The organism is Pseudomonas sp. P9_35 (assembly GCF_034008205.1).
In the GTDB taxonomy this organism is placed as follows: Bacteria; Pseudomonadota; Gammaproteobacteria; order Pseudomonadales; family Pseudomonadaceae; genus Aquipseudomonas; species Aquipseudomonas kilonensis.
The window spans coordinates 3891016-3905594 of the sequence record NZ_CP125373.1 but is presented as its reverse complement, the minus strand read 5'-3'; the positions used below and the strand labels follow the sequence as shown (position 1 = coordinate 3905594).

The window sequence follows — 14579 nt, the reverse complement described above, 5'->3', positions numbered from 1 at the left end:
GACAAAGGGCTAACATGCCGGCCTGTCCTGCTTTTGCGTGTGCGTTTCCTTATGCCCAACCAGCTCATCAAGACCCCCTGTGTCGGCCTTTGCTCCACTGTCTACGGTGACCTGGTGTGCCGTGGCTGCAAGCGGTTCCACCATGAAGTGATTCACTGGAACGGCTACAACGAGGACGAAAAGCGCGCGGTGTGGATGCGGCTCGAGCAGCTATTGGTGCAGGTGATGGTGGCCAAGCTGGAGGTTTTCGACCCGGTATTGCTGCGCCAGCAACTGGAGTCGCGCAAGATCCGCTTTGTGCCGCACCAGTCGGAATATTGCTGGGCCTATCAACTGATTGCCCGCGGCGCACGGGTGATCAACAACCTGGAAGCCTACGGCATGGTGCTGATGCCGGAGTTTCGCGACTGGGAACTGCCGGATCTGCGCGATGCCATTGATCGGGAGTTTTTCCTTCTGTCCGAAGCCCATTACCAGCGTTATATCGCGCCGGGGTTCCTGAAGGATGCGTTCGGCGGCTGAGCCTTAAAGGCATCGCGAGCAAGCTCGCTCCCACACTGGACTCGGGAGTCCACACCCCTGTGGGAGCGAGCTTGCTCGCGATGGCGATCTTAAAGACAACAAAAACCTCAATCCTTGACCGCCAACTCCACCAGATGGTCCTCGACCTCCTGCGGCTTGAGCACCAGCACATCGCTTTCCAGCGTATCGAGCACAGCCTCGGCGGTGTTGCCGATCAGCACCCCGGACAACCCCGAGCGGGCCACGGTGCCGATCACCGTCACCGCCGCCTGTAGCTTGTGCGCCATGTACGGAATCAAGACGTCCGCCGGGCCTTCTTCGATATGCAGGTGCTGCTCATCGATGTCGAATTCGGCCTGGAACGCCCGGCATTGTTCGCGGTAACGGGCTTCGATGGTTTCCTTGAGCTGGAACGTCGGGTCGGCGGACGAGAGCATCGGCGAGGGGTGGGCGCTGATCACATGCAGGTGCGCCTTGGCGAGGAGGGCGATGTCATAGCCATGATCGATGATGGTGGAGTGCAGGTGGCGATGCTCGCCGTCGGCATTGCCAACGTCGACGGCCGCCAGGATCACCTTGTCTTTCCAGGAGCCGGCGGTTTTCACCAGCAACACCGGGGTTGGGCAGTGACGTAGCAGCTTCCAGTCCGCCGGGGTCAGCAGGGCTTTTTTCAGCGGGCTGTCGGGGAAGTGCTGCTTGATCACCAGCCCGCAGCCTTCCGCCTGCTGCACGTCGATGATGGTGTCGTGGAGGCTTTCGTTCCAGGCCTGCTCGGTGGTGACGCTGTAGCCGTCGGCCAGCAGGGCGGCCTTGAGCACGCTGAGCAGGCCGGCATGGTCATGCTTTTTGTCGCACACCAGCAGGTGCAGGTGGGCCTGGGTCACTCCGGCGATCAGTTTGGCGCGCTTGAGCGCCAGGCTTTCCGAATGTTCGGGCTCAATAACCACCAGGATGCTGCGAATGGCTTGCATGATCGGCGTTCTCCTGCAATGAAAAGGCTGGCGTTGCTCAACTATAGTTGTTGTGGGGCAGTCTAGTTGCTGTGGGTGAGTCTTTGACTTGATGCATATCAACGGCGGTGGCTGGTGGTCTGGGGGCAGGCCGGTATAATCGGCGCCCTTCGCTCGACTACCTTTTCCCGTGAGCCCCATGAATCTTCCCGAAATTCACGAATTCCTTGGTTGCCGCACCCCCGATGCCTGGGTCCAGGCCGCGTTGGCTGACCAGGAAACGTTGCTGATCGACCACAAGAACTGCGAGTTCAAGGCGGCCAGCACCGCCCTGAGCCTGATCGCCAAATACCATTCCCACGTCGACCTGATCAATCTGATGTCGCGCCTGGCCCGGGAAGAGCTGGTGCATCACGAGCAGGTCATGCGCTTGATGAAAAAGCGCAAGATCGGTTTGCGCCAGCTTTCAGCCGGGCGTTATGCCTCGGGGCTGCGCAAGGTGGTTCGCAGCCACGAACCGGTCAAGCTGGTGGACACCCTGGTGGTTGGCGCCTTCATCGAGGCCCGCAGTTGCGAGCGTTTCGAGGCCTTGGTGCCGCATCTGGATGAAGAACTGGGCAAGTTCTATTTCGGTTTGCTGAAAAGCGAAGCCCGGCATTTCCAGGGCTACCTGAAACTGGCTTACCAGTACGGTGACGCCAAGGACATTGCCCAGGTGATCGACAGGGTCCGTGAGGCCGAGCGGGAGCTGATCGAGTCGCCGGATGTGGAGTTTCGGTTCCACAGTGGTGTGCCTGCGGTATAGCGCTGTTTGTCCTGACGCCATCGTCGGAACGCCGCCCGGAGCAAGCTCGCTCCCACATTTGATCTTCAGTGAGCACAAATAATGTGAACACAGGAAATCCCCTATGGGAGCGAGCTTGCTCGCGATGAGGCCTTATGCAGCGCTGCCTCTCAAACGCTCAGCCCCAGGCGTTCATGCCACTGAGCAATCGACTCCTCGGGATAAACCTCGAACTGCTGGTCGCCCGGATGCGCCTCGACTTCCACCCACGGCGCCCTGGAACCCAGCATCAGGTGGGTGTGCTCCGGCGGTACCGGCAGCGGTGTGTCGATGGCCGAGGCAAAGGGGTGAATCAGCTCCGGCCATTCGGGGCTGAACAGCCATAGCCCCGAACCGCACAAGGAACAGAAATGCCGTTCGGCACTGCTGCGGTGGGCGCGTTTATCGCCTTCGTCCTTGAGTCGTGCGTGGTAGATCGAGATGTGCTTGCGACCGCGCACCTTCAGGCTCTGGGCATCGCCCCCCAGGTTGATCGCAAAACCGCCGCCGCCCTGGGTCTTGCGGCAGATCGAGCAGTAGCAGCGCTGATAAGGGTAGGGGTGAGCACTGTCGAGGGTGAATGACACCGCGCCGCAGTGGCAGGATCCTTCGAGTTGCATGGGAACCTCCAATGGGATTGGAATGTTCATGACAGACTAGACGGTTAGTATTTCTAGGCAGTTGAATTTATGTTTGATGTGCGGACGTCATCGCGAGCGAGCTCGCTCCCACAGGGGATATGTGGTTTCCCGGAGTCCAATGTGGGAGCTCGCTCGCGATGAACGATGACACGGTCTAGCGGCCGGGCACCCGCCACAAATACCACGCCGCCACCGTCCGATAAGGGCTCCAGGCCAGGCCGATCTCAACCATCTGCTTGCGGCTCGGCTGTTGCTCCAACCCCTTGAGCCGCCGATAACCTTCGCGTACGCCAAAATCATCGGCTGGCAGGATGTCTGGTCGCTCCAGGCTGTAGATCAGCAACATCTCCACGGTCCAACGCCCGACGCCACGCAGGCTGACCAGGCGTTCGATCAACGTTTCATCCTCCATCGCCCGCGCCGTGGCGTAATCCGGCACCACTCCGTCCAGGGCCGCTTGGGCGATGCCCTGGATCGTCGCGACCTTGCTGGCGGAAAACCCACAGCCGCGCAACTGCGCAACGTCTGTCGCCAGGATCTGCCCGGGATTGGGGAAGGTTTGCGCCGGGAACAACGCCAGCAGCCGACCGAGGATTGCATCGCCTGCCTTGGCGTGCAGTTGCTGGTAGGCAATCGCCCGCACCAAGGCTTCATAGGGATCGCGGGCCGGCTTGGGTTGCAACAGGCACGGGCCGGTCGCCTCGACGTGACGTCGCCAGTCTTCGTCGAGGCTTGCCAGCAAGGCGCTGGCGTCGTGGTAGGGCACAGGCATCGGGTATTTGTTCTCCGGGGCGCTCAAAACGCCAGGGGCAGCGAAACCTGCACCGCGGCTTTCTCCAGCCGTAGCAGAAATGCCTTGCGCGGCTGGCCGCCACCATAGCCGGTCAACGAGCCATCTGCACCGATCACTCGGTGGCAGGGAATGACGATGGCCAAGCGATTCTGCCCGTTGGCCAGGCCTACGGCGCGGCTGGCGCCAGGGCTGCCCAGCGCCGTGGCGATGCCGCCGTAGCTGCGGGTTTCGCCGTAGGGAATCTTTTGCAGTTCAGCCCAGACCCGTACGGCGAAGGCGCTGCCGGGCATGTGCAGCGGGACGTTGAATGTCGTGAGCTTGCCGGCGAAATAGTCGGCCAGTTCGGTTTCGATCTGTTGTAAATGAGCGTTGTGCCCGGGCGCAACCGTGTAGCCGTAGCGTTGCTGCAGCTCTTCCAGCTCCTTGGTCAGGGCCGGACGGTCGAGGAACTCCAGCAGCACCAGGCCTCGTCGTTCGGCCATGGCCAGCATGGGCCCCAACGGTGTGGTCAGGCGGGTGAACAGCAAAGGTTCGCTGAGGGCCGCGCGCCCCGGTGTGATGTGGAAGGATTTCACGAAGGCGTCACGAAAACCGCTCAATGACTCATAACCGGAGTCGAATGCGGCATTGTCGATGGAGCTGCCGTCCTTGATGCCGCCCAAGGCAATGCCCAGGCGGCGGGTGCGCAGATAGGCGTGAAAGGTCATGCCGAAATGTTGCTTGAACCAGCGGCGCAATTTCAGCGGCTCGATACCTTGTTCCAGCAGCAGGGCATCGGTCCAGCGCAGGTCGGGTTCGGCGTCCACGGCTTTGAGCAGGGCCTGGATCCAGTCTGGCGCGATGGCGGCGGCGTCCAGGGGCTTGCAGCGCAGGCAGGCCCGGTAACCGGCGGACATGGCTTCGTCGGCATGGGCGAAGAACTCCACGTTCTCCGGTTTCGGCTTGCGCGCGGTGCAACCGGGGCGACAGAAAATGCCGGTGGTCTTGACCGCAGTGAAGAACACCCCCTCGTAGGCGGTGTCTCGTTCGAGCATGGCGCGGACCATCTCGGCGTGGGGCGGGAGCAGCGAGTCTTGTCGGTTCATGGGGCAGAGCATAGAACCGTGCCCGGAACGACTCCACCGAAAAATCGACAGTGAATTTCCGTTCACTTGGTCGGACGGTCACGAACAAAAATTGAACCTGCGAGTCTTAAAGGTTCAACCGTTGTTTTTGTCTTTCGGAGACATCATGTCCAAGCATAAGAAATCTCTCATCGCCGTTGCTGTCTGCGCCTTGGCGTTCGGTGCCTCGGCTTTGCTGCCTGCTGAGTTGTCGCCTATCGGTTCGAGCTATGCCGCAGGCGGTGGCAATGGAGGTGGTGGTGGCAATGGTGGAGGAAACGGCGGCGGTAATGGTGGTGGCAATGGCGGTGGCCACGGTGGTGGCATTGGTGGCGGCACCGGTGGTGGGCAGGGCCATGACAAGTCTGGTGATTCCAGCGGCCTTGGCAAAGGATTGGCCAGCGACCACACCGGTACTCGCACCCGCGATCATGGCCTGAGCGGCAAGCACACGGGTACCACTCGCACCGACCGCACCAGCAAGGCTTCGCTGACCTCGAGCATCGCCAAGGACCGTGATACCCGTGGCCTGACCAAGGCATCGGCGATTTCCACCGCTACACCAGGTACCCACAACACCAAGGGCCTGACCAACGCGACCAGCTCTTCGATCAAGAACGACCGCTGATCGCTTGAAAAAAGCCGCGGCGCCTGTGCATGGCGTCGCGGCTTTTTTGTTTGTCTGTCTTGCCTGACCCGACGCGTTCAATACTTCCAGAACACGGGTGTGAACAACACCAGCACCGTCAGGATTTCCAGCCGACCCAGCAGCATGCCTATGGTCAGCAGCCACTTCGCCGCATCCGGCAAGGTCGAGAAGTTGCCGGCTGGCCCGATGATCGTGCCCAGCCCGGGGCCCACGTTGCACACGGCGGTGGCCGCGCCGGTCAGGGCGGTGGTCCAGTCCAGGCCGATCAGCGCCAGCCCCAGGGCGATAGCGCCAATGGTGATGGTGAAGAAGAACGAAAAGGTCAGCAGCGAGCGGACGATCTCTTCGTCGATGGGGTGATTGTTGTATTTTTTCTGGATCACCGCCCGGGGATGGATCAGTTGTTTCAGGCTGCCCATCAGCAACTCGCCGGCTACCTGGAAGCGGAAGATCTTCAGCCCACCGGCCGTCGATCCCGAGCAACCGCCAACGAACGTCAAATAGAAGAACAGCAGCAAGGCAAAGCTGCCCCATAGGGTGTAGTCGCCCAGCGCCACGCCCGTGGTGGTGACCACCGACGTCACGTTGACGGCCACGATACGGACCGAATCCCACCAGCTGTAGTCGCTGTTCAGGCTCAGCCAGGTCCCCACGATGAGCCAGGTGATGACCAGGAAACCGACGAATCCCCTGACTTGCTGGTCCTTGAGCAATGCACGTTTGTGGCCGCGCAAGGTAGCGACATACAAGGTGAAGGGCAGCGAACCTGCCATCATGACGACCACCGACACCCAGTGAATGGCCGGTTGGGGCCAATGCCCCAGGGAAGCATCCGATGTGGAAAAGCCACCCGTGGAAATCAACGACATCGCGTGGTTGATCGCTTCGAAGGGCGTCATGCCGGCCAGCCACAAGGCCAGGGTGGCGAGAGCGGTCAAGCCGACATAGATCCACAGGATGTAGTTCGCCGCGACATGGGAGCGCGGCGTGACTTTCTCTGACCAGTCCGACGACTCGGTCTGGAACAGCCGCATGCCGCCGACCCGCAGCAATGGCAGGATCGCCACTGCCATGCCGATGAAGCCGATCCCGCCGAGCCAGTGCAACATCGAGCGCCAGATCAACAGGCCGGGGGAGGCAGTGTCCAGGCCGGTCAGGATGGTCGAGCCGGTGGTGGTGATGCCCGACATGGTCTCGAAAAAGGCATCGGTGTAGCTGATGTGGTGGATCAGTACCATGGGCAGGGCGGCGAAGCTGCAGACGATGACCCAACTGGCGGTGGTCAGCAGGTACATGTCCCGCGGGCGCATCTGGGTGTTTGCTGGCCGACCACGCGCCACCAGCGCGATGCCGCAGACGAAGGTGATCAGGCTCGACCACAAAAACGCCGAGAGGTCATCGTTGCGCTCGTACATCACCAGCGTCACAAGCGGGATTGCCATGCTGGCAGCCAGGGTGATCAGGAAAATACCGAGGATGAAGCCAATAAACCGCACTACCGCAATGGACATAGAACACGCCTGGATGAATAAGCCGCACAGTATTGTTTTTGTGGTGGGCTGATGGGTAGCCCCTTGGGCAGTTTTGTTCAATACCGCTCGCGATTGGCAATTTACCTTGATCGCCACCTCACAGATAAGAAGAAGGTATGCGATGAGTTTGATTCTTTCCATGGCGGCGTTTGCCCTGGTCGCCTCCATTACACCTGGCCCGGTCAATATCGTCGCCCTCAGCTCCGGGGCGCGGTACGGGTTTCGTGCGACGTTGCGCCATGTGGGCGGTGCAACCCTGGGGTTCGTCTTGCTGCTGGTGCTGATGGGGCTGGGGTTGCATGAAGTGTTGCAGCGCTGGCCTGGCCTCACACGGGTGGTGCAACTGGGCGGCGTGGGGTTTCTGTTGTTCATGGCCTGGAAACTGGCGATGGACAGCGGGCACCTGGGTGGCGAGGACGAGGGGCGGGCGCCTTCGATGTTCTATGGCGCGTTGATGCAATGGCTCAACCCCAAGGCGTGGCTGGCCTGCGTGGCCGGAATGGGGGCATTCGTGGCCGATGGTGAGGCGCGGCTGGTGTGGCAGTTTGCGGCGATCTACCTGGTGATCTGCTACGTCTCGGTGGGCTGCTGGGCCTACGCCGGGAGTTTCCTGCGCACCTGGCTGGGTAATCCGGCGACCATGCGCCTGTTCAATCGGACGATGGCGGTGTTGTTGGTGGCCAGTGCGGTGTATCTGCTGTTGCCTTGAGCTGAAGTGGCGGCAACCCTGGTTTTTGAGAAGGAAGAGCTGTTGTGGCGAGGGCCCCCGGTTCAAACAATGTGGTGGTGCGGTATCAGCCTCGATATTGCCCGGGCGTGGCCGCCAGGTGTTGCTTGAAGGCACGCTGGAAATGCGCCTGGTCGGCAAACCCGCTGTCCAGCGCTACGTCGGCGATCAGCTTGCCTTCGCGCAATTGGCGCCGGGCAAACTGGATTCGGCGGTTGACCAGGAAGGCGTGGGGCGTCATCCCGTAATGGCGCTTGAAGGCTCGGCTCAGGTAGGACGGCGACAGTTGCGCGGCGGTGCAGATGTCTTCGAGCTTCAAGGCTTCACTGCAATGGTCGTGGATAAACTGCGCCGCACGCATCAGGCCCGGATGGCTGCCACGATCCGGGCGACCGGCAGGGTTGAGCCGTTGTTGCAGGTCAATGAAAAACGCCTCGGCGGCGGCGTGCTTGTCGCCAGCGTCGAGTTGCTCGTCTACCAATTGCCCATACAGTTTTTCCAGCGCGGTAAACAGTTCCACGTCGCGGCTGTGCGTGGTGGCGAAGCCCTGGAAATCCAGGCTTTCGTCAAAGCCGATACGGCGCTGCAAGTCCCTGAGCCACTGGGTGTCGACGTACAGCATCACGTAGGACCACGGCTGATCGTCGATCGGGTTGCACGCGTGGACGTCGCCCGGGTTCATCAGCACCACCGTGCCACTTTCCACCTGGAATTTCGATCGTTCGTGAAGGTAGGTGCTGCGCCCAGCGGTGATCGCACCGATGGAAAAGTGGTCATGGGAATGGCGCGAATAGCAGACCTTGCGCCCATCGCCGATGGCCCGGGCTTCGATGAAGGGCAGGGCCGCGTCGCGCCAGAAGCGTGGGGCGTCGTCATGGGGGGCGTGCTTCATCGGTCAGCGTCCTCGTCTTGAACCTGAGTGGCAGTGTATTAGTCCTGACCGGCAAATGCCCGTCGGATTTAGCCCGTTCGGTTTGAAGGGTTGGGGTCCTGGGCTAGACTTCATGAAGTCCTGCCAATGGAGTTTCCGATGCTTGCGCCACGCAAACCGGACGACGAAGCCGATCGCCTCAAGAATCTGCACTCGCTCAAGCTGCTGGATACCGCACCCGAAGAGCGGTTTGACCGCCTGACCCGTCTTGCCCGACGCCTGTTTGACGTGCCCATCGCGCTGGTGTCCCTGGTGGACGCCAACCGGCAATGGTTCAAGTCCAGCGCCGGCCTGGACGCCAGCGAAACCCCGCGGGAGATTTCCTTCTGTGGGCATGCGATTTTGCAGGATCAGATCCTGGAGATCTGCGACGCGGAACAGGACGAACGCTTCCACGACAACCCACTGGTCACGGACAAGCCTGGCATTCGCTTCTATGCGGGACATCCGCTGGGGTTGGAGGACGGCAGCAAGCTTGGCACGTTGTGCCTGCTCGACACCCGGCCGCGCAAGCTCAATGACGAAGAGCGCGAATTGCTGCGCGACTTGGCCCGCATGGCCGAACAGGAAATGGTCGCGGTGCAGATGGCGAGCATGGACGAGCTCACGCTGTTATCCAATCGACGTGGCTTCAGGACGTTGGCCCAGCATGCCTTGAATGTGTGTGATCGTTTGTCGCGACCGGCGACGCTGCTGTTCTTCGATCTCAATGACTTCAAGCCGATCAACGACCGTTATGGGCACGCCGAGGGCGACAACGCGCTGAAAACCTTCGCCGATGTGCTGCGTATCGCTTTTCGCGAAAGTGATGTGATCGGCCGCCTCGGCGGCGACGAATTCGTGGCGTTGCTCACCGGTTCTTCCCATGTCGAGATAGCGGCAATCATGGCGCGGCTCAAGGAAATCCTCGATGAGCGCAATGCGATGTTGCAGCGTGGCTATGACATTCGTTTCAGTGTCGGCCAGATCGAGTACGACCCCCAGCGTCATCAGTCGATCGACACGCTACTGGCGGACGCGGATGCGGCGATGTACACGCAGAAACAGGCGTTACGCAGCTAGTACAAGCCAACCCCCAGATCCAATGTGGGAGCGAGCTTGCTCGCGAAGGCGTAGGCACAGTCAATATCAATGCCAGCAGACCCACCGCTTTCGCGAGCAAGCTCGCTCCCACAGGGGATCTATGTTGGTCGAAAAACCGAGGCTCAGCACAATCAATGTGGGAGCGAGCTTGCTCGCGAAGGCGTAGGCACAGTCAATATCAATGCCAGCAGACCCACCGCTTTCGCGAGCAAGCTCGCTCCCACAAGGGATTTGTAGTGAGAGCATAAAAAAAACGCCGCTTGGCCTTTCCAGGGCAAGCGGCGTTTTTGCTGCAACGTGAAGATTACTCTTCGATGTTGCCCATGGCGGTGGTGTTGAAGCCGCCGTCCACGTACATGATTTCACCGCTGATGCCCGACGCCAGGTCCGAGCACAGGAAGGCGCCGGCGTTGCCGACTTCTTCGATGGTGACGTTGCGACGCAGCGGGGTTTGCGCTTCGTTGGCGGCCAGCATCTTGCGGAAGTTCTTGATGCCGGAAGCAGCGAGGGTGCGGATCGGACCAGCCGAGACGCAGTTGACGCGGGTGCCGTCCGGGCCCAGGGAGCCGGCCAGGTAGCGTACGCCAGCTTCCAGGGAAGCCTTGGCCATGCCCATGACGTTGTAGTTCGGCATGGTGCGCTCGGCGCCCAGGTACGACAGGGTCAGCAGGCTGCCGTTGCGGCCTTTCATCATTTCGCGACCGGCCTTGGCCAGGGCCACGAAGCTGTAGGCGCTGATGTCGTGGGCAATGCGGAAACCTTCACGGGTGGTGGCTTCGGTGAAGTCGCCGTCCAGTTGGTCACCCGGGGCGAAGCCCACGGAGTGCACGATGCAGTCCAGGCCGTCCCACTTCTTGCTCAGTTCTTCGAAGACCTTGGCGATTTCTTCATCGCTGGCCACGTCGCACGGGAAGCACAGCTCAGGGCTCGAACCCCAGCCTTGTGCGAACTCTTCGACACGACCCTTGAGCTTGTCGTTCTGATAAGTGAAGGCAAGCTCAGCGCCCTCGCGATGCATGGCGGCGGCGATGCCGGATGCGATGGACAGCTTGCTGGCGACACCGACGATCAGTACGCGCTTACCGGCGAGAAAACCCATGTGTTGCTCCTCTTTCAGGTTATTCGGCAGTTGTTGGGGCCAGGAAGGCGGCCTCCAGCAACTGCTGTGTATAGGGGTGCTGCGGCGCGGCGAATATGCTGCGGGCATCACCTTGTTCGACCACTTGGCCATGCTTGACCACCATCAACTGGTGGCTCAGCGCTTTGACGACAGCCAGGTCATGGCTGATAAACAGGTACGTCAGGTTGTACTTGGTTTGCAACGACCGCAACAGCTCCACCACTTGGCGTTGCACGGTACGGTCCAGGGCCGACGTCGGTTCATCCAACAGAATCAACGCCGGCTTGAGCACCAGGGCCCGGGCAATGGCGATACGCTGCCGTTGCCCTCCGGAAAATTCATGGGGGTAGCGGTTCCGGGTTTCCGGGTCCAGGCCTACCTCCTTCAATGCCGCGATTATCGCTTGTTCCTGTTCGGCTTCGGTGCCGATCTTGTGGATCCGCAGGCCTTCGCCGACGATCTGGCTCACACACATCCGTGGGCTCAGGCTGCCAAACGGGTCCTGAAACACCACTTGCATCTCCCGGCGTAGCGGCCGGACTTGTTGCTGCGTCAGGCTGTCCAGCTGCTTGCCTTCGAAGCGGATCTCGCCCTGGCTGCCGATCAACCGCAGGATTGCCAGCCCCAGGGTGGATTTGCCGGAACCGCTTTCGCCGACGATGCCCAGGGTCTGGCCCTGGGGCAGGCTGAAGCGGATACCGTCCACGGCCTTGATGTAGTCTACCGTGCGTTTGAACAGGCCTTTCTTGATCGGGAACCAGACTTTCAGGTCCTCGACCTGCAACAGCGGCGGGCCGACGACGTTGCTCGCCGGGGTGCCGCTGGGTTCAGCGCCCAGCAGTTCCCGAGTGTACGGATGCTGCGGTGCGCGGAACAACTCTTCGCACGATGCCTGTTCGACGATGCAACCGCGCTGCATGACACATACGCGATGCGCAATTCTTCGCACCAGGTTCAAATCGTGGCTGATCAGCAGCAGCGACATGCCCAATCGTGCCTGCAATTCCTTGAGCAATTGGAGGATTTTCAGCTGGACGGTGACGTCCAGCGCGGTGGTCGGCTCGTCGGCGATCAGCAGTTCCGGCTCGTTGGCCAAGGCCATGGCGATCATCACCCGCTGGCGCTGGCCGCCGGACAGCTCGTGGGGCAGGGCCTTGAGGCGCTTGTGGGGCTCGGGAATGCCGACCAGCTCCAGCAACTCAAGGGTCCTGCGGGTCGCGACCTTGCCGCTCAGGCCCTTGTGGATGCCGAGCACTTCATTGATCTGTTTTTCAATGGAGTGCAGCGGGTTGAGGGACGTCATCGGTTCCTGGAAGATCATCGCGATCCGGTTGCCGCGGATATGACGGATGGTTTTTTCCTTCAAACCCAGCAAATTCTGGCCGGCGTACTGGATGGTCCCGGTGGGGTGATGGGCCAGCGGGTAGGGCAGCAACCGCAGGATCGAATGGGCGGTGACCGATTTGCCCGAGCCGCTTTCACCCACCAGGGCCAGGGTTTCGCCGCGCTTGATATCGAAGCTGACCCCCTCCACCACGCGCTGGCGGCGTTCGCCGACAATGAACTCTACTGCCAGGTCACGCACTTCGATCAGGTTGTCCTGGTTCATTTCACTTCCTCGGATCGAAGGCATCGCGAGCGGACTCGCCGATGAACACCAACAGGCTCAACATCAGGGCCAGCACGGCGAACGCGCTGATGCCCAGCCACGGCGCCTGGAGGTTGGATTTGCCCTGGGCCACCAGCTCACCCAGGGACGGCGCGCCGGGCGGCAGGCCAAAGCCGAGGAAATCCAGGGCGGTGAGGGTGCCGATGGCGCCGGTGAGGATGAACGGCATGAACGTCATGGTCGAGACCATGGCGTTGGGCAGGATATGGCGGAACATGATCGCGCCGTTCTGCATGCCCAGCGCCCGGGCGGCGCGCACGTATTCCAGGTTGCGCCCGCGCAGGAATTCGGCACGGACCACATCCACCAGGCTCATCCAGGAAAACAGCAACATGATGCCCAGCAGCCACCAGAAATTGGGCTGGACGAAACTGGCCAGGATGATCAGCAGGTACAGCACCGGCAACCCGGACCAGATTTCCAGGAAGCGTTGGCCGGCCAGGTCCACCCAGCCGCCATAGAAGCCCTGCAGGGCGCCGGCGATCACGCCGATGATCGAGCTGAGCACGGTCAGCGTCAGGGCAAACAGTACCGAGATGCGGAAGCCATAGATGACCCGGGCCAGGACATCGCGACCCTGGTCGTCAGTGCCCAGCCAGTTCACGGAAGAGGGCGGCGCCGGGGCCGGGACCTTCAGGTCGTAGTTGATGCTCTGGTAGCTGAACGGAATCGGTGCCCACAGCACCCATGCGTCCTTGGCCGCCAGCAGTTCGCGGATGTAGGGGCTCTTGTAGTTGGCTTCCAGCGGGAACTCGCCGCCGAACGTGGTTTCCGGGTAGCGCTTGAGGGCCGGGAAGTACCAGCCGTCGTCGTAATGCACCACCAGCGGCTTGTCGTTGGCGATCAACTCGGCGCCCAGGCTCAGCCCGAACAGGATCAGGAACAGCCACAGCGACCACCAGCCTCGCTTGTTGGCCTTGAACAACTCGAAGCGACGGCGATTGAGAGGGGACAGGTTCATCTCAATGCTCCCGGCTTTCGAAGTCGATGCGCGGATCGACAAAGGTGTAGGTCAAATCGCCGATCAGCTTCACCACCAGCCCCAGCAAGGTGAAGATGAACAGGGTGCCGAACACCACCGGATAGTCGCGGTTGATCGCCGCTTCGAAACTCATCAGGCCCAGGCCGTCGAGGGAGAAGATCACTTCCACCAGCAGGGAGCCGGTAAAGAAAATCCCGATGAATGCCGAAGGGAAACCGGCGATCACCAGCAGCATGGCGTTGCGGAATACATGGCCGTAGAGCACCCGATGGCGGGTCAGGCCCTTGGCCTTGGCGGTGACCACGTATTGCTTGTTGATTTCGTCGAGGAAGCTGTTCTTGGTCAGCAGGGTCATGGTGGCGAAGTTGCCGATCACCAGGGCGGTCACGGGCAAGGCCAGGTGCCAGAAGTAATCGAGGATCTTGCCGCCCATGCTCAATTCGTCGAAGTTGTTGGAGGTCAGCCCACGCAAGGGGAACCAGTCGAAATAGCTGCCGCCGGCAAACACCACGATCAGCAGGATGGCGAACAGGAATGACGGGATCGCGTAGCCGACGATGATGGCCGAGCTGGTCCAGACGTCGAAATGGCTGCCGTGCCGCGTGGCCTTGGCGATCCCCAGCGGGATCGACACCAGGTACATGATCAGCGTGCTCCACAACCCGAGGGAGATGGACACCGGCATCTTTTCCTTGATCAGGTCGATAACCTTGGCGTCGCGGAAGAAACTGTCGCCGAAGTCCAGGTGGGCGTAGTTCTTGATCATGATCCACAGGCGTTCGGGCGCCGACTTGTCGAAGCCGTACATACGCTCGATTTCCTTGACCAGCCCCGGGTCCAGGCCCTGCGCGCCGCGGTAGGAGGAGCCTGCCACGGACACTTCGGCACCGCCGCCGGCAATGCGGCTGGTGGCGCCCTCGAAACCCTCGAGCTTGGCGATCATCTGTTCCACCGGCCCGCCGGGTGCGGCCTGGATGATGACGAAGTTGATCAGCAGAATGCCGAACAGGGTCGGGATGATCAGCAGCAGTCGCCGAAAAATATAAGCCAGCAT

15 protein-coding genes are annotated in these 14579 nt (G+C 61.2%); 5 read left to right on the top strand and 10 right to left on the bottom strand.

Annotated elements, in window-relative coordinates; genetic code table 11:
• Window positions 1–51 precede the first annotated feature (51 nt).
• Complete coding sequence (locus tag QMK47_RS16970; RefSeq protein ID WP_214512754.1) at window positions 52–522, top strand: DUF1289 domain-containing protein; 471 nt, start codon at window positions 52–54, stop codon at window positions 520–522.
• Between the two features lie 107 nt (window positions 523–629).
• On the opposite strand, the gene QMK47_RS16965 is transcribed toward QMK47_RS16970, so the two are convergent.
• Window positions 630–1493, bottom strand: a complete 864-nt coding sequence (locus QMK47_RS16965; RefSeq protein ID WP_320388814.1) for a universal stress protein — start codon at window positions 1491–1493, stop codon at window positions 630–632.
• A 178-nt stretch (window positions 1494–1671) separates the two neighbouring features.
• On the opposite strand from QMK47_RS16965, the gene QMK47_RS16960 reads away from it, so the two are divergent.
• Window positions 1672–2277, top strand: coding sequence for a tRNA-(ms[2]io[6]A)-hydroxylase (locus QMK47_RS16960; protein ID WP_320388813.1), 606 nt, complete (start codon window positions 1672–1674; stop codon window positions 2275–2277).
• A gap of 149 nt (window positions 2278–2426) precedes the next feature.
• On the opposite strand, the gene QMK47_RS16955 is transcribed toward QMK47_RS16960, so the two are convergent.
• The 3 genes from QMK47_RS16955 to QMK47_RS16945 form a co-directional block, all read right to left on the bottom strand.
• Window positions 2427–2915 (bottom strand): GFA family protein, encoded by a 489-nt coding sequence (locus QMK47_RS16955; protein ID WP_253475661.1) that lies wholly within the window; start codon window positions 2913–2915, stop codon window positions 2427–2429.
• 175 nt (window positions 2916–3090) lie between these two features.
• Window positions 3091–3708, bottom strand: a complete 618-nt coding sequence (locus QMK47_RS16950) for a DNA-3-methyladenine glycosylase family protein (protein ID WP_214512750.1) — start codon at window positions 3706–3708, stop codon at window positions 3091–3093.
• A gap of 23 nt (window positions 3709–3731) precedes the next feature.
• Window positions 3732–4814: a trifunctional transcriptional activator/DNA repair protein Ada/methylated-DNA--[protein]-cysteine S-methyltransferase gene (locus QMK47_RS16945; RefSeq protein WP_320388811.1), complete on the bottom strand. Its 1083-nt coding sequence runs from the start codon at window positions 4812–4814 to the stop codon at window positions 3732–3734.
• A gap of 145 nt (window positions 4815–4959) precedes the next feature.
• Between QMK47_RS16945 and QMK47_RS16940 the strand changes: the two genes are divergently transcribed.
• On the top strand, window positions 4960–5460 hold the full coding sequence (locus QMK47_RS16940) for a hypothetical protein (RefSeq protein WP_253475651.1): 501 nt from the start codon (window positions 4960–4962) through the stop codon (window positions 5458–5460).
• A 77-nt stretch (window positions 5461–5537) separates the two neighbouring features.
• Here QMK47_RS16940 and QMK47_RS16935 read toward each other — a convergent pair whose 3' ends face one another.
• Window positions 5538–6992 (bottom strand): TrkH family potassium uptake protein, encoded by a 1455-nt coding sequence (locus QMK47_RS16935; protein ID WP_253475648.1) that lies wholly within the window; start codon window positions 6990–6992, stop codon window positions 5538–5540.
• Between the two features lie 142 nt (window positions 6993–7134).
• Here QMK47_RS16935 and QMK47_RS16930 point away from each other — a divergent pair, with 142 nt between their 5' ends.
• A complete protein-coding gene (locus QMK47_RS16930; protein ID WP_253475645.1) occupies window positions 7135–7722 on the top strand; it encodes a LysE family translocator in 588 nt (195 codons plus the stop codon).
• Between the two features lie 85 nt (window positions 7723–7807).
• Here the strand turns inward: QMK47_RS16930 and QMK47_RS16925 are convergent, their stop codons facing one another.
• Window positions 7808–8632: a helix-turn-helix transcriptional regulator gene (locus QMK47_RS16925; protein ID WP_214512747.1), complete on the bottom strand. Its 825-nt coding sequence runs from the start codon at window positions 8630–8632 to the stop codon at window positions 7808–7810.
• Window positions 8633–8770: 138 nt separating this feature from the next.
• Between QMK47_RS16925 and QMK47_RS16920 the strand changes: the two genes are divergently transcribed.
• Window positions 8771–9733, top strand: coding sequence for a sensor domain-containing diguanylate cyclase (locus QMK47_RS16920; RefSeq protein WP_253475642.1), 963 nt, complete (start codon window positions 8771–8773; stop codon window positions 9731–9733).
• 325 nt (window positions 9734–10058) lie between these two features.
• Here the strand turns inward: QMK47_RS16920 and fabI are convergent, their stop codons facing one another.
• The 4 genes from fabI to QMK47_RS16900 are packed head-to-tail and all read right to left on the bottom strand — an operon-like array spanning window position 10059 to window position 14579.
• Complete coding sequence (fabI, locus tag QMK47_RS16915) at window positions 10059–10853, bottom strand: enoyl-ACP reductase FabI (protein ID WP_003202751.1); 795 nt, start codon at window positions 10851–10853, stop codon at window positions 10059–10061.
• Between the two features lie 19 nt (window positions 10854–10872).
• Window positions 10873–12483: an ABC transporter ATP-binding protein gene (locus QMK47_RS16910; RefSeq protein ID WP_320388809.1), complete on the bottom strand. Its 1611-nt coding sequence runs from the start codon at window positions 12481–12483 to the stop codon at window positions 10873–10875.
• 1 nt (window position 12484) lies between these two features.
• Window positions 12485–13504 (bottom strand): ABC transporter permease, encoded by a 1020-nt coding sequence (locus QMK47_RS16905; RefSeq protein WP_046062782.1) that lies wholly within the window; start codon window positions 13502–13504, stop codon window positions 12485–12487.
• 1 nt (window position 13505) lies between these two features.
• Entirely contained in the window at window positions 13506–14579 is a 1074-nt protein-coding gene (locus QMK47_RS16900) for a microcin C ABC transporter permease YejB (protein ID WP_092198160.1), read from the bottom strand.

What these genes read in the sequence shown, in the direction of transcription:
- QMK47_RS16905 (WP_046062782.1), bottom strand. Translation starts at nt 13,504, where the DNA reads ATGAACCTGTCCCCTCTCAATCGCCGTCGCTTCGAGTTGTTCAAGGCC.
- QMK47_RS16925 (WP_214512747.1), bottom strand. Translation starts at nt 8,632, where the DNA reads ATGAAGCACGCCCCCCATGACGACGCCCCACGCTTCTGGCGCGACGCG.
- QMK47_RS16935 (WP_253475648.1), bottom strand. Translation starts at nt 6,992, where the DNA reads ATGTCCATTGCGGTAGTGCGGTTTATTGGCTTCATCCTCGGTATTTTC.
- QMK47_RS16960 (WP_320388813.1), top strand. Translation starts at nt 1,672, where the DNA reads ATGAATCTTCCCGAAATTCACGAATTCCTTGGTTGCCGCACCCCCGAT.
- QMK47_RS16945 (WP_320388811.1), bottom strand. Translation starts at nt 4,814, where the DNA reads ATGAACCGACAAGACTCGCTGCTCCCGCCCCACGCCGAGATGGTCCGC.
- QMK47_RS16900 (WP_092198160.1), bottom strand. Translation starts at nt 14,579, where the DNA reads ATGCTGGCTTATATTTTTCGGCGACTGCTGCTGATCATCCCGACCCTG.
- QMK47_RS16940 (WP_253475651.1), top strand. Translation starts at nt 4,960, where the DNA reads ATGTCCAAGCATAAGAAATCTCTCATCGCCGTTGCTGTCTGCGCCTTG.
- QMK47_RS16965 (WP_320388814.1), bottom strand. Translation starts at nt 1,493, where the DNA reads ATGCAAGCCATTCGCAGCATCCTGGTGGTTATTGAGCCCGAACATTCG.
- QMK47_RS16910 (WP_320388809.1), bottom strand. Translation starts at nt 12,483, where the DNA reads ATGAACCAGGACAACCTGATCGAAGTGCGTGACCTGGCAGTAGAGTTC.
- QMK47_RS16920 (WP_253475642.1), top strand. Translation starts at nt 8,771, where the DNA reads ATGCTTGCGCCACGCAAACCGGACGACGAAGCCGATCGCCTCAAGAAT.
- QMK47_RS16955 (WP_253475661.1), bottom strand. Translation starts at nt 2,915, where the DNA reads ATGCAACTCGAAGGATCCTGCCACTGCGGCGCGGTGTCATTCACCCTC.
- QMK47_RS16930 (WP_253475645.1), top strand. Translation starts at nt 7,135, where the DNA reads ATGAGTTTGATTCTTTCCATGGCGGCGTTTGCCCTGGTCGCCTCCATT.
- QMK47_RS16970 (WP_214512754.1), top strand. Translation starts at nt 52, where the DNA reads ATGCCCAACCAGCTCATCAAGACCCCCTGTGTCGGCCTTTGCTCCACT.
- fabI (WP_003202751.1), bottom strand. Translation starts at nt 10,853, where the DNA reads ATGGGTTTTCTCGCCGGTAAGCGCGTACTGATCGTCGGTGTCGCCAGC.
- QMK47_RS16950 (WP_214512750.1), bottom strand. Translation starts at nt 3,708, where the DNA reads ATGCCTGTGCCCTACCACGACGCCAGCGCCTTGCTGGCAAGCCTCGAC.